Annotated in this window: 16 protein-coding genes and 1 pseudogene; 4 read left to right on the top strand and 13 right to left on the bottom strand. The window is 64.2% G+C overall.

Annotated elements, in window-relative coordinates:
- Window positions 1-400 (top strand): P-loop NTPase family protein (locus VK519_RS00865; RefSeq protein ID WP_324346751.1); only part of this gene is annotated, 400 nt, incomplete at its 5' end.
- 30 nt (window positions 401-430) lie between these two features.
- The gene (locus VK519_RS00870; RefSeq protein WP_324346752.1) at window positions 431-1,297 is read left to right on the top strand and encodes an ion channel; all 867 of its coding nucleotides are present in this window, start codon (window positions 431-433) and stop codon (window positions 1,295-1,297) included.
- A gap of 47 nt (window positions 1,298-1,344) precedes the next feature.
- Here the strand turns inward: VK519_RS00870 and VK519_RS00875 are convergent, their stop codons facing one another.
- The 6 genes from VK519_RS00875 to VK519_RS00900 form a co-directional block, all read right to left on the bottom strand.
- Window positions 1,345-2,667, bottom strand: coding sequence for a type II toxin-antitoxin system HipA family toxin (locus VK519_RS00875; RefSeq protein WP_324346754.1), 1,323 nt, complete (start codon window positions 2,665-2,667; stop codon window positions 1,345-1,347).
- Window positions 2,664-2,921: an XRE family transcriptional regulator gene (locus VK519_RS00880; protein ID WP_324346756.1), complete on the bottom strand. Its 258-nt coding sequence runs from the start codon at window positions 2,919-2,921 to the stop codon at window positions 2,664-2,666. The genes VK519_RS00875 and VK519_RS00880 overlap by 4 nt, the downstream gene beginning before the upstream one ends.
- A 377-nt stretch (window positions 2,922-3,298) precedes the next feature.
- Entirely contained in the window at window positions 3,299-5,302 is a 2,004-nt protein-coding gene (locus VK519_RS00885; RefSeq protein ID WP_324346758.1) for a M48 family metallopeptidase, read from the bottom strand.
- 18 nt (window positions 5,303-5,320) lie between these two features.
- On the bottom strand, window positions 5,321-5,902 hold the full coding sequence (locus tag VK519_RS00890; RefSeq protein ID WP_324346760.1) for a LemA family protein: 582 nt from the start codon (window positions 5,900-5,902) through the stop codon (window positions 5,321-5,323).
- A 66-nt stretch (window positions 5,903-5,968) separates the two neighbouring features.
- Window positions 5,969-6,151, bottom strand: coding sequence for a DUF3606 domain-containing protein (locus VK519_RS00895; protein ID WP_324346762.1), 183 nt, complete (start codon window positions 6,149-6,151; stop codon window positions 5,969-5,971).
- 94 nt (window positions 6,152-6,245) lie between these two features.
- Window positions 6,246-8,747 carry an MGH1-like glycoside hydrolase domain-containing protein gene (locus tag VK519_RS00900; protein WP_324346764.1) on the bottom strand — a complete coding sequence of 834 codons (2,502 nt, stop codon included), beginning with the start codon at window positions 8,745-8,747 and terminating at the stop codon, window positions 6,246-6,248.
- Between the two features lie 252 nt (window positions 8,748-8,999).
- Here VK519_RS00900 and VK519_RS00905 point away from each other — a divergent pair, with 252 nt between their 5' ends.
- Window positions 9,000-12,056, top strand: coding sequence for a ligand-binding sensor domain-containing diguanylate cyclase (locus VK519_RS00905; protein ID WP_324346766.1), 3,057 nt, complete (start codon window positions 9,000-9,002; stop codon window positions 12,054-12,056).
- On the opposite strand, the gene VK519_RS00910 is transcribed toward VK519_RS00905, so the two are convergent.
- Window positions 12,053-12,577, bottom strand: coding sequence for a hypothetical protein (locus tag VK519_RS00910; RefSeq protein ID WP_324346768.1), 525 nt, complete (start codon window positions 12,575-12,577; stop codon window positions 12,053-12,055). The two genes, VK519_RS00905 and VK519_RS00910, sit on opposite strands and share 4 nt — an antisense overlap.
- Between VK519_RS00910 and VK519_RS00915 the strand changes: the two genes are divergently transcribed.
- Window positions 12,576-15,284, top strand: a complete 2,709-nt coding sequence (locus tag VK519_RS00915; RefSeq protein WP_324346769.1) for a family 78 glycoside hydrolase catalytic domain — start codon at window positions 12,576-12,578, stop codon at window positions 15,282-15,284. The genes VK519_RS00910 and VK519_RS00915 overlap by 2 nt on opposite strands.
- On the opposite strand, the gene VK519_RS00920 is transcribed toward VK519_RS00915, so the two are convergent.
- From VK519_RS00920 to VK519_RS00945, 6 genes and pseudogenes are all read right to left on the bottom strand, one after another.
- Window positions 15,281-15,463 (bottom strand): hypothetical protein, encoded by a 183-nt coding sequence (locus VK519_RS00920; protein ID WP_324346771.1) that lies wholly within the window; start codon window positions 15,461-15,463, stop codon window positions 15,281-15,283. The genes VK519_RS00915 and VK519_RS00920 overlap by 4 nt on opposite strands.
- A gap of 362 nt (window positions 15,464-15,825) precedes the next feature.
- Window positions 15,826-16,683 carry a class I SAM-dependent methyltransferase gene (locus VK519_RS00925; RefSeq protein WP_324346773.1) on the bottom strand — a complete coding sequence of 286 codons (858 nt, stop codon included), beginning with the start codon at window positions 16,681-16,683 and terminating at the stop codon, window positions 15,826-15,828.
- Window positions 16,680-17,546, bottom strand: coding sequence for an aldo/keto reductase family oxidoreductase (locus VK519_RS00930; protein ID WP_324346775.1), 867 nt, complete (start codon window positions 17,544-17,546; stop codon window positions 16,680-16,682). The genes VK519_RS00925 and VK519_RS00930 overlap by 4 nt, the downstream gene beginning before the upstream one ends.
- Before the next feature lie 22 nt (window positions 17,547-17,568).
- Window positions 17,569-18,864 (bottom strand): arsenic transporter, encoded by a 1,296-nt coding sequence (locus VK519_RS00935; RefSeq protein WP_414692669.1) that lies wholly within the window; start codon window positions 18,862-18,864, stop codon window positions 17,569-17,571.
- The gene (gene pip, locus VK519_RS00940) at window positions 18,818-19,771 is read right to left on the bottom strand and encodes a prolyl aminopeptidase (RefSeq protein ID WP_324346779.1); all 954 of its coding nucleotides are present in this window, start codon (window positions 19,769-19,771) and stop codon (window positions 18,818-18,820) included. Before pip ends, VK519_RS00935 begins: the two co-directional genes overlap by 47 nt.
- A 63-nt stretch (window positions 19,772-19,834) precedes the next feature.
- A pseudogene (locus VK519_RS00945) lies at window positions 19,835-20,707 on the bottom strand (hypothetical protein); the annotation flags it as partial.

The raw sequence follows: 20,707 nt of genomic DNA on the forward strand, positions 1-20,707 counted from the left end.
TAACTATGGCGGCACGCTGGAGCGCCGCATCGCTGCCTGCGACACCGTGGTGTTCCTGGACATGCCCCGGCTGCTGTGTCTGTGGCGCGTGCTTCGCCGCTGGTGGCAGTACCGGGGCCACGTGCGGCCGGACATCGGCGCGGAGGGGTGCAAGGAGCGGCTGGATCTGTCGTTCGTGTGGTGGATCCTTGCCTATCCCGGCACGCGTCGTCCGGCGCTGATGCAGCAGCTCGATGCCATGCGCGGCGCCAAGCGGGTGGTGGTGCTGTCCTCCAAGCGGGAGGTCGAAGACTTCCTGGGCTCGCTGTCAGAATCCCCTGAGGTAGACCTCGTCTATCCCCGACCGCCGTCAGCCAGCATGCTCACTGACGTCATCGACCCGGCCTCATCCAGACCCTGATCTAAGCGTCGAACGTTGCATACTAGGCGCATGCCTCCCTTCAAACATCCCCACCGCAAGCGCATCGACCTCGGCGGCTTCCACGCCTTCAAGGTCGGCGGACCGCATCCGCTCAGCGACCTTTATTACCGCACGATGGAAATGTCCTGGCCGACTTTCGTCGGCCTGGTCACGCTGGCATTCATCGGCATCAATGTCTCGTTCGGCGCGATATACGCTGCCTTCCCCGGCGCCATCGCCAATGCTGCGCCGTACTCCTTCACCGACGGTTTTTTCTTCTCGGTGGAAACCCTGGCCACCGTGGGCTACGGCAACATGGCGCCAGCCAGCCACCTGGGGCACTCGATCGCCGCGTTCGAGATCCTGCTGGGCCTATTCTTTACCGCCACCAACACCGGCCTGATCTTCGCCCGCTTCGCGCGACCGCGCGCCAGCATCGTCTTCAGCAAGGTCGCTGTGATTGGCCTGTACCACGGCGAACCGGCGCTGATGGTGCGCCTGGCATCGATCCGCACGCGCCCGCTGGCCGACGTCACCGCCCAGCTGTCATGGCTGCAGCGCGTGGACGAATCCAACGGCGGCACCTACCGGCGGCTGGTGGAGCTGCCGCTGGTCCATGCGCACCTCCCGATGCTCAGCCTGTCGTGGACGCTCGTGCACCTCTTGGAACCCGGCAGCGAACTGCTCAAGGCGCTCCTGGGCAGCGAGCGTTTTATCCTGGCCGCGATGGTGGGCGGCGTGGATACCCTGCTGGCAGCGCAGTCGCAGGGCAGCCACAGCTACGCCCGCAAGGACATTCTCATCGACCACCAGTTCGCCGACGTGGTGACGGAGGTGGATGGGGTCCTGCACCTGGACTTGCGGCGGCTTCATGAAACCCGGGCGCTGGACGCTTAGATCGATCCGCCTGGCCCTTTTTCCAAGCCATCAATGAGCTGGCGAAGTCAACGCTTGCCAAGCAACGTAGAGCGACCAATCACCTTGCGCGCCTTCGGGCTGGGCGCTACATCGGAGAAGCCCGTAAAAGCGCCGCCAAGATCAACATTGCCCATTGAGTAGATTCGTTTGTCGCGCAGCGATAAGAGACCTTCGCTCCAGGCGGCGAGCATTCTCTTGCCGATATCGACGAATCCCGGGTGATCGGCCATGGCCTGGCGAACCATGGGTCCCACTTCCACCATCGCATCACCAATCGCCTCGACTATCTCCGCCTGGTGCCGTTGCGGCACCTGAAACACGTTGGCGATGAAGTCCCGAAGATTTGCGCCCGGGTCCCAGGTCTTCTTCCCCATGAATCCGATGGCAGGAGGGTTCCTGGCGAACTCTGGATAGGCCGCTGTGGTAATGACGTCATACGCAGGCGCCAGTTGGATGCCTTGCCGTCCCGTATAGAGCAACGCGACGTTCTTTGCATGGCAATCGGCATTTCGGAGCGCGTAGGTGAGCAGCATGAGCGATGTCATGTCGCCAAACACGGAACCGCGACCCTCGGCCGGAACGAGGTTCCTAATGGCCTTGGCAATCCGTTCCCAGGTGGTCTCGTACTTTGCTGACGGACGCAATCCGAGCAATGAGCAAAAATCCTCCATCCCTCGCCATCGCTTGCCTTGCTCGTCGACGTCGAACCGATCCACGACGATGGCCTGGCCATCGTTCGAAACACGCGTGCTTGCAGAAGGCATCACCCGCCGCGCAATCTCCATGCACAGATGCTCGTTCAACGATACAAATGGGAGCTGCCGCGACGATCCTTTGATGACATGGCGATGACTGCAAATCGTGGCTTTTCCGTGTCCTTGGAGACGTTCTTCCGATGCATCAAGAAACTTCGGCACCACGCCGGAAACACCACTGGATGCGTGCAGGCGCACGAGGTCGGCGAATCGCTCTTCTGAATTATCGCCTTGAAGTAGTGCTTCGACATCGACAGGCTGCACGGACTCGTCGAGTCTTGCACCTTCTGGCGCAACCTGCACCCTGCCGATCATGTTCTTTCCGATGACCGACAGGAGGGCCATGGGGCTTGCGCCCACAACCGGCCCAAATTGCTCCTGCAGGACCTGCAGAAGATATCCCTCAGGAAGGTTCATCTGGAAAAACGGATGAAGGACGTCATCCCAGACATAGGGCTCGCCGCGAACGCTCATCGTCAACGACACGAAATCCTCAGGATCGGCGCTCGACGAGTACGCCATCGAACTCTTGAAATCGCCTACGGACTGAAGCGAACCAATTTCTCGTCCCTGGACATAAACCGATAGCGTCACGACCCACCCCCACGCTCCAAGCGAAGGTCGTCCAGGGAACCTGCGGGTATAAACGGCACGAACTGGATTTCCATGCCGAGCACACCAAGGATAGCCAGCAGCTTGCGCGACCCAAATTCGGCCACCTTGCCTCGCTCGAAGCGAGACAGTACCTCCTGCGACACGCCGGACATGGCAGCTACCTCGCCCTGCTTAAGGCCAAGGTGTTTGCGACGGGAGGCCACGGCAGCGCCCAATTCCGGAAGTATTTGCATTTGATTTATACATCAAAAAAAGCTCGGTATTGGCGATTATTTGCCATATAAATCAAAAAATCAACCTCTCACGCCTCAATGCGTCGACTCCAGCCCCCGCTCGCGATCCTTCGCCAGCTCCTCGTCCGGCGGAAAGAAATACCAATCCTGATGCGGCGACGTCTTCTTGCACGACAGGCACTGGGTGCGGCTCCAGGAGTGGCCGCAGCCTGGACAACAAGCTGCCGTCCAGAAGGTATTCCATGAAGTCAGGCATCCCGCACCCGGCTCGCTCGGCGCACAGACCCAGCGACTATCGGCCTTTGGCACCCACTCACACAAGGGACAGCGAATTACCGGTTCTTTTGCCACGGTCCGGGCCGTTCCCCAGCCTAAGATCAAGCCAACGCCGGAAGCGGGCAGTGCAAGGTGGCGCAGATCACCCGCAGCAGTTCCGCTTCCACGCCCCGCAACTTGCCGTCGGCCATGATCACACTGGTAAGCCCACGTACCACGAGTTCCTTGGACATCGGCGCCAGGCGGTCGAGTTCGGCCAGCGCAGCGTCGAGTGCAGCCTGCCAATCATCCGGTGGCGGCGCATAGGCGGAGGTATCACCGGCCAGCGCTTCGTTCATGCCTGCCTGCCACGCTTTGCGCGCGGCCAGCGGGTCGTCGTTGCCGAATTGCGCCATCACGGCGCAGACCAGGGCGAAACTGCCGCGCGCGGCGGCAAGTTTGCCGGTCCCCGGCAGGGGAATATTCCGCGGGTTCAGTGCCTCGGACAGTTGCACCGTCACCAGCTTCACCAGGCAGTATTCATCCAGGTCCACCTGGCCGTCGGCATGCGCCATCTGGTTCAGCGCATTGATCAACACTGTGATCGCACGACCGGACCACCGCCTTAGTGCAGGGAAGGCAAGCAAGGCGATCGGCAGGCGCTGGCCGGGATCAAGCGCCCGCACCATCGGTTCCACGGCCAGCACTTCGGCGCGCGGCTCGTTGCCGCCCATGCTGTCGATGATCTTCAGCTGTGCTTCGCGCTGGGGGCCGTTGCCCAGCGCCATGGCCAGCAACACCGCCTGCGCCTTCTCCGAATTGCGTACCGCCTGGCGCAGGTCATCGGGAAGACCCTTGCGGATCGCCTCGGCGCGTTGCAGGTCGGACGCATCGGCAGAGCCCACTTGCGCCGCAACCGCGGCGGAGGCATCCGCTTGCGAGGCCAGGCCCGCGCCGGCGGCGATCATCACGCCGGGAATATTCAGCGGTGAGCGTGGGTCGGTGACGCCGGGGATCGGCACCACCGGTGCTGAACCGCCCTGCCCCCTTACCGCATCCCACGGTGAGCGATGCGGTCCCGCCGGCACCGGCGGTGGCTCGTCGGCTTGCTGGTACAGCGGTTCCGGCGGCGGCTCACGCTCAAGCGCCTGGGCATCGAATTCAGGCTCCAGCGCACGGATACGGTCGTAGATCGGTGGGTGAGTGGCGAACAGTGAATTGAAACGCCCGGCCTCGCCGAACAGCATGTGCGCCACTTCCTGGGCATTGGCCCGCTGCAGGCGCGAGCCTTCTTCGGCGCGGGCGATTTTTTTCAGCGCACCGGCGATGCCGGACGTCTGACGGGTGAACTGCACGGCCGAAGCATCGGCCAGGCTTTCACGCGAACGCGCCACCGCGGCCTGGATCAACCGGGCAAAGAAATAGCCGATCCATCCGGCCACCACCAGCGCCAGGCCCACCAACACGATGCCGTTGTTGTCGCGCTTGCGTCCGGCGCCCGGACCCCACCAAAGGACCTGCCGGCCGATGATGGTAAGCACCAGAATGCCGAACAGCAGGCCCATCAACTTGATGTTCAGGCGCATGTCGCCGTTGATCACGTGCGAGAACTCGTGCGCTATCACGCCTTGCAGTTCATCGCGCGTGAGCATGGCCAGCGCACCACGCGTGACGCAAACCGCGGCATCCGTGGGCGCGTAGCCCGCGGCGAACGCGTTGATGCCCATTTCTTCTTCCATGATGAAGATGTCGGGCATCGGCACGCCGGCGGCGATGGCCACTTCTTCGATCACATTGCGCAGCCGGCGCAGGTCCGGATCGTTGGTATCGGGCGGGATCTGCCGTGCGCCCATCTGCAATGCCACGGCCGAGCCGCCGCCCCGCAGACTGGCCATTCGGAACAGCGTGGCACCGGCGATCACCGCCAGCACCGCAGCCGAACTCATCACCAGCAGGCCCACCGACGACTGCACCACCTGGCCGTCTTCCGGCGTGCGGTGGTGACCCCAAGCAAACCACACCACGGCATCGACCACGAAGACGATGCCGAGGATGGCAAGCACGAACAGGAACACCAGGCGGCGACTGGTGCCGCGCATCCGTGCCTGCTGGGCGAAGAAATCCATGCCTGGACGGCCGAGGGCTTAGGTGAAGGAGACCTTCGGCGCCTCGCGGGCGGCGGGGTTTTCCAGCGCCAGCTGTTCGGCTGCCGGGAAGCCACCGGCCAGCAGCGAGCCCGGGAAGGTTTCGCGGCGGTTGTTGTAGTTCATTACCGAGTCGTTATAGGCCTGGCGGGAGAAGGCGACGCGGTTCTCGGTGGAGGTGAGCTCCTCGGACAACTGCATCATCGTGGTGTTGGCCTTGAGGTCCGGGTAGGCCTCGCTGAGCGCAAACAACCGGCCCAGGCCCTGCGTCAGCGAATTCTCGGTGGCGGAGAGGTTCTGCATGGCGGCGGGATCGCCGGGGTTGGCCTTGGCCGCGGCCAGGCCCGAAACAGCAGCGTTACGTGCCTGGATCACCTCTTCCAGGGTGCCGCGCTCGTGGGCCAGGTAGCCCTTGGCCACTTCTACCAGGTTGGGGATGAGGTCATGCCGTCGGGTGAGTTGCACGTCGATCTGGGCGAAGGCGTTCTTGTAACCGTTCTTCGCGGTGACGAGGCCGTTGTAAATGGATACCGCGTACGCAACCAGCGCGACGACGATGACCAGGAGGATGATCGTTACCATGGCTTGCCCCTCGCGGCGTGTCCCCCACGCCTGTCGCGGCGAGCATAGCGCATCGGCTGTTACGTATCAGGGTGTTTCCCGCAGGGATCGCCTGGCGGGTTCGGCCAGCAGCATGCCGATCGGAGCGGCCTCGTGGGTACCCAGTTCTTCCGCGGCCAGGCGCAGGTCATGGGGGCTGCAGCAGAAGGCACCGCACCAGTAGGCCACGGCCGTATCGTCGTTGAAATCGATGTGTTTGCTGTCGCCCACCGCGCACCCTCCGTGGGGCCGCCGCCTCACGCAGCCCAGTTTACCCGTGACCGGGAAAAACACTGCCAGAAATCGCCCCCTTAAGGCCCGTCCGCTACCCGTCAGGGGCGAGGCGAACGACCAGACTGACGTGGCGATAGCCGGACCGGCCCGACGGCTTCGGCGTGATGTCGAAGCTGTCAGCGGTCACGCGGTGCACTTCGGCCCCGTCAGCGGTTGGGATTATCCCAGGAGCACGTATACGAATCGTGGAGGCGGCCGAATCTGTGACATCGGCCTCGATGGTGAGAACGGACGATGCCAGGTGAATCCGGGTGATCTTCGCGCCATGGCTGGTGTCGCCGGGAACGGGGGTCGCACGAGGTACCCCGATATCGACGCCACCTTCGAACATCAGCTCCACGCGGGTTATGCCCTTCGCGGCATCGACGCCCAGGGAGGCATGGGACTCTTCGCCATGGCTCGCCACCGTGGCCTGGGCGGCCCTGCCCGCTACCGTCGCGCCGGTCAGGCGAGCGCTCAGTGGAAGTTGGGGCGACAAGGCGATGTGCACCGTCGAGCCGCTGTTGTCGATGTCGAAGGCAAATCCTTTGCCTGTCCGGGACATGCGGATACCAAGCTTGCCACCCGGGACGGGGATATTGTCCGCTCCAACGTAGTCCCATGCCGCTGGCAGGTGCGGGGAAAAACTTAACCCCTGGCCAGCGGGGAAAGAGAGGCCGAGCAAGCCATCCACCGCCATCGTCAGCACGCCCGACGATGACCACGTCTGCTCCGGCACGGACTCCACCTGTTGATGCCAGATGTCGCCAGCCGCCACTTCATGGATGTGCCCCGGGGAATCGAGCCGGTTCCAGGCCACCAGGGCATCGAACATGGCCGACGCCGTCCAGGGACGATGAGCTGCCCAGTAGGCCGTGGCCACGTGCGCCGTGTGGATGGCCCAGACGCTGCCATTGGCGTAGGAATTGGGATCTGCGCCGGGCGTGGACCGCGGGATGTTGCGCATGCCCCAGTCGGTCTGGAAATCGGCCGTGGCCAGCTGATCCAGTATCGCGTTTTCCTGTTCTGGGGAAAGCACGTGCAGATCGATCAACGACATCGCACCGGACCCGCGCGCATGCACCGGCTTACCCTCAGGCGTGTAGGCGTCGATCCAGGCCCCGCCCACCCAATAGCGCTTGAGTACCCCCGCGCGCGCCTGTTCGGCAGCGGCGCCGGCGCGGGCGGCGTCATCGGCGTGACCGGCCACCGAGGCAAGGTGGGCGAAGGCCCCGGCGGCTTGCTGCCAGGCGATGGAGAGGGAGAGCTCATCGCCAAGTTTGTCTTGCTCGTTGTGCCCTTCCTTGCCGGCAGGAATCCGGGGGTAGCCGCCGCTGCCGACCAGGCTTGCGCCATACGCATAGGCCTGCGCCAGCGCATCGTAATGCTCGCTGGCAAAGCGCGTGTCGCCGGAGGCACGCACATAGCGATCCACCGCTGAAAGGAACTGGTAGGTGATGTCCACGTGCACGAACATGTACGGATAGCGGCTCCAGTCGATCAGGCCCGCGCTCTGGCTCATCTCGTGCCAGATCATTCCGGTTTTCTCATCGCGGTGCCTGAGGATGAACTCCAGTTCCTCCCGCGCCCGGGCGTAGCGTCCGGTGGCGATCATCGCGTCGTTGGCGATCAATCCGTCGCCGGCGAAGTACCACTCGTATTGCGCGCGCCGTGCCTCACGCGAGGGCCCGAATCCGGCCAGGAACCCGCAGCCAAGCTGGGGGTTGCACGCCCAGGCCTGGTCGAGGGCGATGGCGGCCCACGACAGCATGCTGTTGACGTCGTCATCGGGGGTGTGGATGCGGATGCCCCCGTCGAGCACTTCGGCCACGTGCCGGTGTTGCGCAGCCTCCGCTGCAGGCAATGACGACAACAGCGATCGCAGGGCCAAGCCTGCATCGGCATTGCCCGATTCGAGCATGCCGAAGGCCAGCCGCGCATCGTGGCCACCCTTGCCGCCAGCCTTGAGCGATATGCGCAGCTGGCGGCCGCTGTTGGATTCCAGCGCATTGTTCGAGGGCGTGTCGTGCGCGTCGACATCCAGCGAGCCGACGAAGGCGCCATAGCGCATGGAGGGCTCGAACAGCACATAAGCCGAGCTCTTTTCGTCCCACTTCACTGATTGGCCGCCGATGCTGCCAGGCCACATGAGATCAAGCACGGGGTTGAAACTCACCACGATGTCCAACGGATGTGGGCTTTGCACGCTATAGGTGACCACGGCGGCGGCCGCATCGCGAGGCACGAACAACTTCTCGCGGACGACATAATCCGTACCCACATACGTACGGGTGATGCCATCGGGTGCGTAGTCGATCCCGCGCAGCAGGCTTGCGCTGTCCACAAGGCTTACCGAACCTTCGTGGCGAAAACTTGCCTGCAATCCGCCAACGATCTGGAAGGGAAAGGCAAACACTTCCAGGCCCCCGCCGTTCAGGCCCTGGATCAGTGCGCGTTGGCCGTGCACGGCCAGGAACCGTTCGTGGCCGGTGGCGTCGCTGTGGATGGCAAGGCGGGACGCCGGGTCATCCTGTGCCAGGGCAGTAACCGACACGAGGGCGAGTGCCAGGCACCCGGTCCGGAAGAAGCGATTGCCTGGAACCATGCGTATCCCCGTGCGAGTGCCACCCTCACCTATAATAGAATGAGTTGGTTAGGCAAGACTCTCAAACGAGATACTGCAAGATCTTATGAACTCGGGCATGCTCCGCGCATGCGCGCACGTCATGGGGTAACCCGTGTCGCGCCGAATGGGGGGACAGCCGGCGCATCCGGCTTCATTCAGCCAGATGAGATTGAAGACCGGATGGTGAAGCGGTGGGGCGTTGTGTTGGCGACGATCGGTCTGTGCATGGCGGCCCTGGCGCCGTCCGCGGCATGCGCCGAACAATCGATTGCACGCAGTTGGGGACGTTGGCACGACGCCGACTTCGAACACCTGACCGTCGAGCGTGGCCTGCCCCACCCCACCACCACTGCGCTGGCCCAGAACGCGCGCGGGCTGGTCTGGATCGGCACCGTGGGTGGACTGGCCCGGTACGACGGTTACCGCACGCAGGTGTTTCGTCAGGACGACGATAGCCCCGACAGCCTGCCCGACAACTACGTGCGCAACCTTCTGCCATTGCCCGATGGCGGCCTGCTGATAGGCACCAATAGCGGCGGCCTCGCACGCTTCGATCCGAAAACAAACCGGTTCGTTCGCTATGACAGCTCCGCGGCCACCGGCACCGGCGCGCGCATCTTCGGAATGGCGCCCGACCATGACGGCGGCTTCTGGATCGCTTCCCAGGACGGCCTTTCGCACCTGCACGCGGATCTCACCACGCTCGAACAGGCGCCGCCGGCGCTGAACGCGCAGCTCAAAGCCGACGCCAAGACCTTCTCGGTGCTTGAAGACAGCCGGGGCAATGTCTGGCTCGGCACCAACAGTGGCCTGTTCGTGCGGCGCGCCGGCCAGGAAGCCTTCGGCCGCTTCATCGCCGGTAACGACACCGGCGCTGCCACGCTCGCCAACGATATCTGGGCCATCGATGAAGACCGCACCGGCCGGATCTGGTTCGGCAGCGGTTCGCAAGGCGTGGTGTATCTGGACGCCAAGGGCCAGATCCATGCACCGGAGGCCTTGTCGGCCGAGAGCGAGCAGATCCAGCGCCGCACGGTGCGCGCCATCGTGGAATTACCCGACGGCCGTATCTGGGTTGCCACCGATGGCGCCGGCATCGCTTCCTACAACCCCGACACCGGGGAAGTGATCGACATCCGCCACAACCGAGCCGAGCCCGCGTCGATCGGGGGCAACATCGTGCGCGCGTTGCTGGTGGACCGCACCGGCGGCATCTGGGCCGCGACCGAATCGGGCGCGTCGCGCCACGACACGCGTGCACCCAGCGTCTACACGCTGGACGGCAGCGTGATCCTTCCCGGCAGCAGCATGGATGCCGACGAGAACGTCCGCAGCCTGTTCACCGACACCGCAGGCACGGTGTGGCTCGGCTTCAACCAGGGGCGCGTGGTCGGCGTAGACCCGGCCACCGGTCGCATCCGCAGTACCACGCTCGGCGGTGGCCAGGCCGGACAGGACGTCAAGGCCATCGCCGGCCTCCCCGATGGACGGCTGGTGCTCGGAGCCCGCGGGCTGGTGACGATGGACCCGGCGACGCTCAAGGCCACCCCTTACCACGTGCCCGACCTCGATACCCGTCCCATCCTGTCGCTGTGCCCCTGCCAGGGCGGGTTGCTGGTGGGTACGTATGACGGGCTTTACCGCTTGCGCGATGGCCACCCGGCGCAATTGTTCCGGCATGACGCCAAGGACCCGCACAGCCTGGCCGATAACCAGGTGCGCAACCTGGTGCCGATGGCCGACGGCAGCGTGTGGGCTGCTACTACCAACGGCATCAGCATCCTGCGCAAGGATGCCTCGGCCTTCGAGAACGTGCAGAACATGGCAGCCGACAACGCCAGCCTGCCGCAGGACTACGTCGGCTCCATCGTCACTGCCAATCATCGCGTCTGGATCGGTACCTACGGCGGCATCGGCGTCGCCCAGTTGATCGAAAACCAGGCCCCGCGTGATTTCTCAGCCATCACCCAGAAGGACGGGCTGGGCAGCGACAATGTTTCCTCGCTGCTGGCCGACCGCCGCGGCCGTATCTGGGCCGCCACCGCGAATGGCCTGACCGTGTACGACCCTGCCACCAGGCAGGCGCAGGCACTGGGGCTTCGCGATGGCTACCGCACGCGATTCTTCAACCACCGCACCGCGGGACTGGGCCCGGCCGGTGAACTATTGTTCGGTGGCATCGGCGGCCTTACCGTGGTGGACGCCGACGCCGACTCGCGCCACCAGAGCGGCGGCGTGCAAGCGCCCCTGGCCATCACGTCGCTGATCGTCAACGAACGAGAGCGCCCCTTTGCCACGCTGCCGCGCGATGGCTCACCCCTGGCGCTGGACGACGATACGCGAACGATTCGGGCCGGCTTTGCCCTGCTCGACTTCGCCGCCACCGGCGACATGCGCTACAGCTACCGCCTGGAGGGCTTCGACGACGTCTGGATCGCGGTTGAACCGGGGGTACCACCGACGGCGGTATATACCAACCTTCCCGGCGGCCACTACACGCTGCACCTGCGCGTGGCCATCACCGGCCTGCACTCGCAGGTGATCGAATCGACCGTACCGATCAACGTGGAACCGCGTGGCTTCGAACGATGGCGGTGGCGGGTGGCCGCCATCGTCGCGATGGCGCTGCTGTTCTGGCTTGCCCTGCGCGTGCGCACGCGCTTCCTGCGCGGGCGTGCCCGACATCTGGCTGCACTGGTGGAAACCCGTACGGCAGACCTGCGCGCGGCCAACGATCGCCTGGACCACCTGGCCAACGTTGACGAACTCACCGGCCTTGCCAATCGCCGCGCGATCATGCGCACGCTTGAAGATGCCTGCACGCGCAGCCGCCAGGACGGCTCGCCCGTGTCCCTGCTGATGCTCGACCTCGACCGCTTCAAGGCCCTGAACGATCGCCATGGCCATCAGGCCGGCGACGAGGTGCTCCGCCGCGTCGCCGATGCGGTAGCCGCCACCTGCCGCGAAGGCGACCAGGTAGGCCGTTACGGCGGCGAGGAAATCATGGTGGTGCTGGTGCAGACCGACGGCCCGGCGGCGCAAAGCATGGCCGAGCGTTGCCGCATCGTCGTCGAACAACTCGATATTCCCTATGGCGAACGCCACCTGCGGCTGACGACCAGCGCCGGCGTCGCTACGCTTGCCGAAGGCGAAACCGCCACTGCGCTCATTTCCCGCGCGGACGAGGCGATGTACCGCGCCAAGCGCGCGGGACGCAACCGGGTGGTCGTTGGTTAGGGTTTGCCGTCGGTCGGATCGATAACGACCTGGGGAGCGCGCGCATTCGCCTCATCCCACCGCTTGTGGCAGTTGTAGATCAGGAATGCCCCGACAACCGTGCCCACGGGAAAAAGAAAGAGATACAAAATCCCGGCTATCAGCGATAAAACCCGTGCCCCGTCGCTTGCATGCGACGAACCGATCGCCAGACAAACATGTCCGGCGAGAATCGCAGCAAGAACAAGGAATACCTGGACCCATTCCGCCGTGGGTCTATGGGTCTGCCCGAACAACAGTTCGCACGCATTGACCACCAGGAAAAGCGCGACGAACGCCGCCATCATTCGATGGACGGTGCAGACGTAGCGGTAATTCTTCGTTACCGGCACGAGTTTCCCCCTGACAATAAGCGTCGCCCCCGGCAACCCGGCCAAGCATACGCCGACACCTGCGTCAGGCAAGGGGTCGGCGTCGAAATCGTTGACACATTGGGCCAATGCCGTGACCTTACGGTGTCCCATCCCCAGGGTGCCCCGCATGAAATCCTCGACGACGCGAGTTTTGTTCCTCCTGCTGGTGATGGCGATCGGGTTGGTCGGCTGTGTGCGCACGGCATCGACGCACGGCGACCTCACCGTTGCCTCGTTGCGTACGAACGACCTGGACAGTCCACTTGCCGTGCCGGTGTTCCGCGTGCTTTTCAGCTGGAAGACCATGGCCACCGGCCGGGCAGTGGAACAAACGGGCTGGCAGGTCCGCATGGCGCACGATGCCGGCGCCCTGGTGTCCGCGCCGACCTGGGATTCCGGTTGGGTCGCCTCCAGCGATCAGGTGATGGTCCCGTATGCAGGCCCCGCCCTGGACGATGCGACGTCCTATGCCTGGCAGGTACGCATACGTGATAACAAGGGACGCGTGTCAGCGTGGAGCCAACCCGCTTCATTCGAAACGGACCTGGGCTCCATCCAATGGAAGGCCAGCTGGATCGGCGCTGCCGCACCCAAGGCCGACAGCGCAATTTTCCGCAAAGGTTTCGATGTGCCGGCAAGGCCCTTGCGCGCACGCCTGTATGTCACGGCGCTCGGTGTCTATCGCATGTTCCTTAATGGCGCGCGCACGGATGCCGACTACCTGGCACCCGGCTGGACCGACTACAACAAGCGCATCCAGTACCAGACCTACGATGTAACAAGCCTGGTGCACGAAGGCCGCAACGTGCTGGCGGCGATGCTCGGTCCGGGTTGGTATGCCGGCAACGTGGGTAGTTTCGGCCCCCACAAGTACGGCGATTCCCCGCTGCTGTCGGCCCGGCTGAGGCTGGACTTCGCCGATGGAAAGTCGTCCTGGGTGGATACCGATGGCACGTGGCTGACCGCGCCGGGCCCTTTCCGCCAGGCCGACATCATCATGGGCGAGACCTATGACGCCGCCGGACTGCCACCGCACTGGAACCTGGCCGACGCGCCATCGGATGGCTGGCAACCGGCGCGAGTGGCCAACCGGCAAGGCAGGGATGATCTGATCCATGCACAGTCCGATGAGCCCGTGCGCGTCACCGCTGAACGGGCGGTCAAGCTGCTCGCCCGCCAGCCAACACCCGATGCGTTGATCTATGACCTGGGTCAGAACATGGTGGGCGTGGTGCGCCTGCAACTAAACGCACGTGCCGGCCAGGACATCCGCCTGCGCTATGGCGAGGTGCTGAACCCCGACGGTTCGCTCTATACGGCGAACCTTCGCACAGCCAAAGCCACCGACCATTATCTTCCCGCCATCGACGGCGATCAGACGTACACGCCAACCTTCACCTACCACGGCTTCCGTTATGTGGAAATCACCGGACTCACGGCGGCAACGGACGTCAAGTCGCTGACCGGCCTGGTGCTCGGCAGCGACCTGCGCCGCACGGGCACATTCGAGGTCGGCCATCCGATGCTCACGCAACTGCAGAGCAACATCACCTGGGGTGCCCGAGGGAACTTCGTCTCCATCCCCACCGATACCCCGGCGCGTGATGAGCGCCTGGGCTGGGCGGGCGATATCAACGTGTTCGCACCCACGGCAAGCTTCAACCAGGACACGCTCAATTTCCTGTCGAAGTGGCTACGCGACCTGCGTGACGCGCAAACCGCCGACGGCAACTACCCCGGTGTCGCACCCAATCCACCGAACATCGAAAGCGGCAGCGGCTGGTCCGATGCCGGCATCACCGTGCCCTACACGCTATGGATGGCATACGGCGACAAACGCGTGATCAACGACGGCTACGAATCAATGAAGCGATTCATGGCGCGCATCGAGGCCATGGCAGGACCGGAAGGGCGACGCGTGCACGGCCCATGGGGCGACTGGCTGCACCTGGACGATCCGACGCCACCGGACCTTATCGGCACGGCCTACCTTATCTACGATGCGAAGCTGATGACCCAGATGGCCTCGGCCATCGGCCGCGACGACGATGCCGCCTATTACGCCGCACTGGCCAACCGGTTGCGTGGCCTCTTCGCCCAGCATTACCTGCACGATGACGGCACCCTGGGCAGCAACAGCCAGACCGGCTACGCCATGGCCATCGGCATGGGACTGGTCCAGCCGTCGAAAGTCGGCGACGCACTGGCGCGGGCCGTGGCCGCACGCCACGACCATCTATCCACGGGTTTCCTTGGCACGCCCTGGCTGTTGCCGGCACTCTCGGCCAGCGGCCACGACGACCTCGCCTACCGCCTGTTGCTCAACCGCGACTATCCCTCGTGGGGCTACGAGGTAGCCAACGGCGCCACCACGATGTGGGAGCGCTGGAACTCCCTCAAGCCGGATGGCACGTTCGGCGACGTGTCGATGAATTCATTCAACCACTACGCATACGGCGCCGTCGGCGACTGGATGTATCGCAATATAGCCGGCATCGCGCCCGCGGCACCGGGCTACCGCAGCATCACTATTGCGCCGCGCATCGGCGGTGGCCTTGCCTCCGGCGGTGGCAAGCTTGATTCGCCCTATGGCGACATCGTTACCGCATGGCATGTAGATGCAGGAGCGCTGGAGCTGGATGTCACGATTCCAGTGAACACGAAGGCGAACGTGATCATTCCTTCGTCCGATCCATCGAAGGTGACCGAAGGCGGCAAAGCACTAAGTGAGATCGAAGGCGCGGGTGCCGTAACCCATGACGGCCACGGCACCCATGTCACGATCGGATCCGGAAAGTACGTTTTCCGTACACCGTTTACCTCGGCGGCGCCTTAGTCGTCCGTGCACCAGTGGCGGAGCAATGCTCCGGATGAAGCATCGCGCCGCCACACGCAATACAAGCCGCTGCGACGCAGTCCATCACTGCGCGAACCCCGGCTTGCCGGCACGGTGATGCGGATGGTGGCAGGTGCTGTGGTGGCCAATGCCACCAGGGAAAGGAAGATCTTGTACATGGCTCACCTCCAGGCCGCGGCCTAGGGCGAGCGGGTTATGCGCGAGGCGACCCGCCCGCGCCTTGCGCGCGGACATTCACTTGTAGGGCGATCGCGAACAACGTGTTCGTGACCGCCTGTCGACTCGGATAACTATCCATGGGTTCCACTTGGGAGTAAGGCCGGCCACTTGGACGGCGCGAGGATCGTACGCCTGCCGCGCAGGCAGGGTCAACTAAAAATGCTGTAAAACAGCTGCCTGTGGCCATCTACAGCAGGCCCAACTGTGTAGTTTTCAACGTGGCCGCCGGACACGTTGAACACTCCAGTTTGGCGTCACGGTTGTCGAGGTTAGCGGGAGCCATGCCATCTCTAGTACTGCGCTAAGTTGTTTGCGCCGTTGCGCCGACAACCAGGGTGAAGCTCTGTAGAAAATGAAAATCCGGTCGGCGCAATGCGAAGTCTGGATGGAGCGGATCGCATAGGCGCATCAGCTCTTCATAGTCATTCTTTGTCAGATACGGCTGCAACCGGGATCCCCAGGTGTCCCGGAAGATCGCCTCCACGAGATAGTCTTCATCCTCGGGGCGCAGGGGGGCTATCCGTTCGATCATGAAGGTGCGCGCGTGGACGTCTGGCAGCCCGGCTTTGCGCAGGAGGCCCACGATGGCGCGAACAGCCGTCAAGTCGCGTTCGTCCAACTGGTATCGATCACGGTAATACCGGCGTACCGCCTCATTGACCAGGCGCTCGAGCCTTGAGTCCCAGGCAAAATACATGTCCGGCAGTAGCGAACTCTGGCCTAGCGCGACGCGGCCACCCGGGCGAAGCAGCAAGCCCAAGGCATCGATACCCGCCGACGGAGAGCGCAGATGATTGATGACATTGACCGACCAGGCCAGGTCGAAGCTTGCGGGCAACAATGGCGCCTCCAGCAGGTTTGCCTGAAGTACCAGCGCCGTGTCTTCTGAAGCCATGCCGCGAGCCGCCCGGACATGGGATGTCGCCAGGTCCATGCCGACGACCGCGCCCCCGGGAGCTACCTCGGCGGCAAGCCATCCCAGTGCTTCGCCCGTGCCACAGCCAGCGTCCAGGACCCGCATGCCCGGTTTCAGCGCCAGGCTCGCGATGGCCTGGCGAAGCTCCGGTGCGGCGAAGGCGTTGAAGAGCCTCAGCTTCCTGGTGTAGTCGCGCGCCGCGGTGTCGCCAAGTAATCCCGAAGGAGCGGTCGAACTATTCACTGGCCGAGGCCTTCCAGTTCGGCCAGGACATCGTCGGCAAGCACCAACTCGGCCGCCGCCAGATTTTCCTCAAGGTGCCCGGGTGACGACGTGCCGGGAATCAGAAGGATGTTGGGTGCACGCGCAAGCAGCCATGCAAGGGCAACCTGCATGGGAGTCGCACCGAGCCTTTGCGCCACGGCGGTCAAGGTCCCGGACTGCAGCGGGGTAAAGCCGCCGAGCGGGAAGAAGGGAACATAGGCAATGCCCTTCTGGCCAAGCTCATCGATGAGTGCGTCGTCATGGCGATGCACGAGATTGTATTGGTTCTGCACGCAGACCACGTCGGCGATGCGCTGCGCCTGCGCCACCTGCGCGGAGGTTGCGTTGCTAAGGCCAAGGTGCCGTATCAATCCCTGCCTTTGAAGCTCTGCCAGCGCCGTGAACTGCGGCTCGATCGATCCCTCGCTGGGCCGCTGCACATCCCCCATGATGCGCAGGTTGACGACATCCAGCACATCCAGGCCGAGATTGCGCAGATTGTCATGCACCGCGCTCGTGAGTTCGGCGGGGCTCTGCGCCGGATTCCATGACGCGTCGGCACCGCGCATCGCGCCGACCTTGGTCACGATCACCAGGTTCTGCGCATAGGGGTGCAGCGCTTCACGGATCAGCTGGTTGGTGATGTGGGGACCGTAGAAGTCGCTGGTATCGATGTGATCCACGCCAGAGTCCACCGCCTGGCGAAGCACGGTCAATGCAGCGCCGCGGTCTTTCGGCGACCCGAACACGCCGGGCCCCGCAAGCTGCATGGCGCCGTAACCCAGCCGGGTCACGGTGCGGTCACCCAGCGGGAACGTCCCCGATTTCTTAAGGTTGGTCATAAGGCCTCCAGGAATGTTGATTTTACAGCACCAGCAGTGCCAACACCGAAAGCACCAGCGCCGGCACCATCACCACGGCACCCACTTTCAGGAACGCAAAGAATCCGACATCCGCGCCTTCACGGCGGATGGCATTGAGCCAGAGGATCGTGGCGAGCGACCCGGTAATGGATAGATTCGGCCCCAGGTCCACGCCCACCAGCGTTGCATTCACCACGTGTTGCGATACCTGTGCCTTGGCAAGGGTGGCGCCGGCCACCAGGCCCACCGGCAGGTTGTTGGCGAGGTTGCTTGCCAGTGCCGTGGCCGTGGCGGCGAACCACGTCGCCGCCGCGTCACCGTGAACGGCAACGTCATGGATGCCCTGGGCCAGCGCATCGATCACGCCGGTATGGACGAGCGTTTCCACCAGCACAAACAAGCCTGCCACCAGGGGCAGCACACTCCAGGACATATGGCTCATCATGGCCGCGGGGCTCTCGCGTTTGCGCAGGCACACCATGGAAGCCACCAGCACGCCCATTGCAGCCGTGGGTAATCCCAACGAGCCATCAAAGGCGGACACCGCCATCAGCACGATGGCGGTAGCGACGGTGCCTGCCAGGGCGAGCCTGCCGTTGCCCGACAGCCGGGGAACGTCGACCTTCGCCTCGCAGACGCCGACAAGCTTCGAGCGTTGCGTGGCGTAGAGGCATACGAAGGTCACCACGATCGATACCACCGAGGCCACGCCGAAGCTCTTCAGCCACGTCATAAGCGGTGGTACGTGACTGCCATAAAGCACGATGTTGGCGGGGTTGGAAATCGGCAGGACGAAGCTGGCGGCGTTGGCGATGAAGGCGCAAATAAACAGTAGCGGCAGCGGCTCGGCGCCTGCGCGCCGCGCCACGGCGAACACCGCGGGCGTAAGCACCACCGCCGTGGCATCGTTGGACAGGAACGTGGTGGTCACCACGCCTGCCAGGTACACCAGGACAAACAAGCGCCGGGGCGAACCCCGCGCGTGGTTCACCGCGAATGCCGCGATCCAATCGAACAATCCTTCGCGTCGGCCCACCTCGGACAGCAGCATCATGCCCGTCAGGAATAGATAGACATCCATGCCCTTCATCACCGCCGAGCCACCGGCGGCAAGCGGGATAAGGCCGAGCGCGAGCACCAGCACGGCGCCACCCACCGCCCATACGGCCTCGGGCCACTTGAAGGGGCGGATGATCACCCCGGCCGTGGCCAGGGCCACGATGGTCCATGCCAGCGGCGAAGCCACGTGGCTAGGCCAGGCGCGCGGCCAGCGCGTCCGTGGCTTCCACCAGCGCATCGACAATGGCCGGATCCGCTGCGCTATGCCCTGCCAGCACCACGCGCAAGGTTGCCTCGGGCCAGGCCTGTGACAGATCGTATGCGCTCTTCATCGGACAGATGATGTCGTAGCGGCCGTGCACGATGGTGGCAGGGATTTCGCGGATGCGGCCGATGTCGCGCAGTAGCTGGTCGGGTTCCAGGAACAAGCGGTGACGGAAATAGTGCGCTTCGGCACGGGCCACGCTCAACGACACCAGCGGTTCTTCGAAGTGGCCGGCTTCCTGCGGATCGTGCACGAGCGTGGTGCTGCCGCCTTCCCAGTAGCCCCAGGCTTTGGCCGCCGCCAGGCGCACGGCTTCATCGTTGCTGTCCAGGCGTCGCCAGTAGGCATCGATCATGTCGCCGCGCTCGGCCTCGGGAATATGCGCCAGGTAAGTTTCCCAGCGCTCGGGGAAAATCCACCGCGCGCCGCCGTCGAGTTCGTTGAACCAGCGCACTTCGCCGGGACGGCCGAGAAAAATACCGCGCAGCACCAGGCCGAGCACGCGATCGGGATGGGCCTGCGCATACGCCAATGACAGCGTCGAACCCCAGGAGCCTCCGAATACCGCCCAGCGGGAAATACCAAGATGCCCACGGATGGCCTCCATATCGGCGATCAGATGAGCGGTGGTGTTGTCGCGCATCTCCGCATGGGGCGTGGACTTCCCCGCTCCGCGCTGGTCGAACAGCACGATGCGGTAACGCGCCGGGTCGAAGTAGCGGCGGTGATTGACGGACACGCCGGCACCCGGGCCTCCATGCACGAACAACACCGGCAAGCCAGCGGGGTTGCCGCATTCCTCTACATGCAGTTCGTGGATGTCGTCGGCGCGTAGCCTGAACGTGCGATACGGTTCGATCTCTGGATACAGTTCGCGCACGGCTATCCTACCTTGGGTATTGCGCGAGCATAGCGATGCCATGCATCCGCGGGAAGGGTAAGTTCAACCCGGGCAATCCACCTTGGGGTCGGGCGTGGGCCTGGGTATGGCAAGGAATACCGTGCTCCATAGCTGGGCAGCGTTGGACTCATCGGCGTCCGCGCCGCTGGCACCGAAGGCGGCCACTTGATACTTGCCCTGTGCATGACGCCACGACCACAGTTCGGAGCTTTGCACGCTCGCCGTGGCATCTATGGCCTTCCACAGACAGGTTTGCGCGGCGCGCAAATGGCTACGCGTGGTGGCGGGAATATCGTTGCGCTCGAGCTGGCGTGCCAGGCCCGCCGCGGTAAGTGCCTGCTGCCACGACCAGATCACCGTGCCGTGGTAGGCACCTGGGCCGAAGCGCGACTGCACGTCGCCCGCGGCGAAGGCGGGGTTGGCCACCAGCATGCCCACCGGCGTCATCAGGCCTGCAGGGAACGGCCGGTTGATCACCGCCGCCATGGTATCGAGCTGGTCGCCAGATGGCTTGCCAAACAAAAGCGCAAAGCCGTCGTCGCTGTTCTGCACAGCGACCGGGTTGCCCTGCGCATCGAGCGACAAGGCGTGGAAGGTGACGCCCTTCGCATCCACCGCGGCCAACGCCGCGGTCGCCGGCACGTTCACCGTGTTGGCATAGGCTTCGATCGCCTTCCTGGCCGCATCGGCATCGATGTGGGTGACGAACTGCGGCGCGGCGTTCTTCTGCCACACCTGCGCCATCGAGGCCAGGCTCGATAGCACGGCTTTGTCATCCGGCTTGACGTAGGGAGCGAGCAGCCCGCTGCGGTACAGCTCGCTGGCCGAGGCCAGGGCTTCGGGCACCAGGATCGCATTCACGTCGTAGGGATAGCGACCACCGCCCAGACCGTCGTTGCTGTCACGCCATTCTCC

Origin of the sequence: Pinirhizobacter sp. (assembly GCF_035317885.1) — a bacterium.
In the GTDB taxonomy this organism is placed as follows: Bacteria; Pseudomonadota; Gammaproteobacteria; order Xanthomonadales; family Rhodanobacteraceae; genus Pinirhizobacter.

Coding starts and splice junctions, on each gene's coding strand:
- VK519_RS00870 (WP_324346752.1), top strand. CDS start 431: ATGCCTCCCTTCAAACATCCCCACCGCAAGCGCATCGACCTCGGCGGC.
- VK519_RS00880 (WP_324346756.1), bottom strand. CDS start 2,921: ATGCAAATACTTCCGGAATTGGGCGCTGCCGTGGCCTCCCGTCGCAAA.
- VK519_RS00885 (WP_324346758.1), bottom strand. CDS start 5,302: ATGGATTTCTTCGCCCAGCAGGCACGGATGCGCGGCACCAGTCGCCGC.
- VK519_RS00890 (WP_324346760.1), bottom strand. CDS start 5,902: ATGGTAACGATCATCCTCCTGGTCATCGTCGTCGCGCTGGTTGCGTAC.
- VK519_RS00905 (WP_324346766.1), top strand. CDS start 9,000: ATGGTGAAGCGGTGGGGCGTTGTGTTGGCGACGATCGGTCTGTGCATG.
- VK519_RS00915 (WP_324346769.1), top strand. CDS start 12,576: ATGAAATCCTCGACGACGCGAGTTTTGTTCCTCCTGCTGGTGATGGCG.
- VK519_RS00910 (WP_324346768.1), bottom strand. CDS start 12,577: ATGCGGGGCACCCTGGGGATGGGACACCGTAAGGTCACGGCATTGGCC.
- VK519_RS00920 (WP_324346771.1), bottom strand. CDS start 15,463: ATGTACAAGATCTTCCTTTCCCTGGTGGCATTGGCCACCACAGCACCT.
- VK519_RS00930 (WP_324346775.1), bottom strand. CDS start 17,546: ATGACCAACCTTAAGAAATCGGGGACGTTCCCGCTGGGTGACCGCACC.
- VK519_RS00935 (WP_414692669.1), bottom strand. CDS start 18,864: ATGCGCTGGTGGAAGCCACGGACGCGCTGGCCGCGCGCCTGGCCTAGC.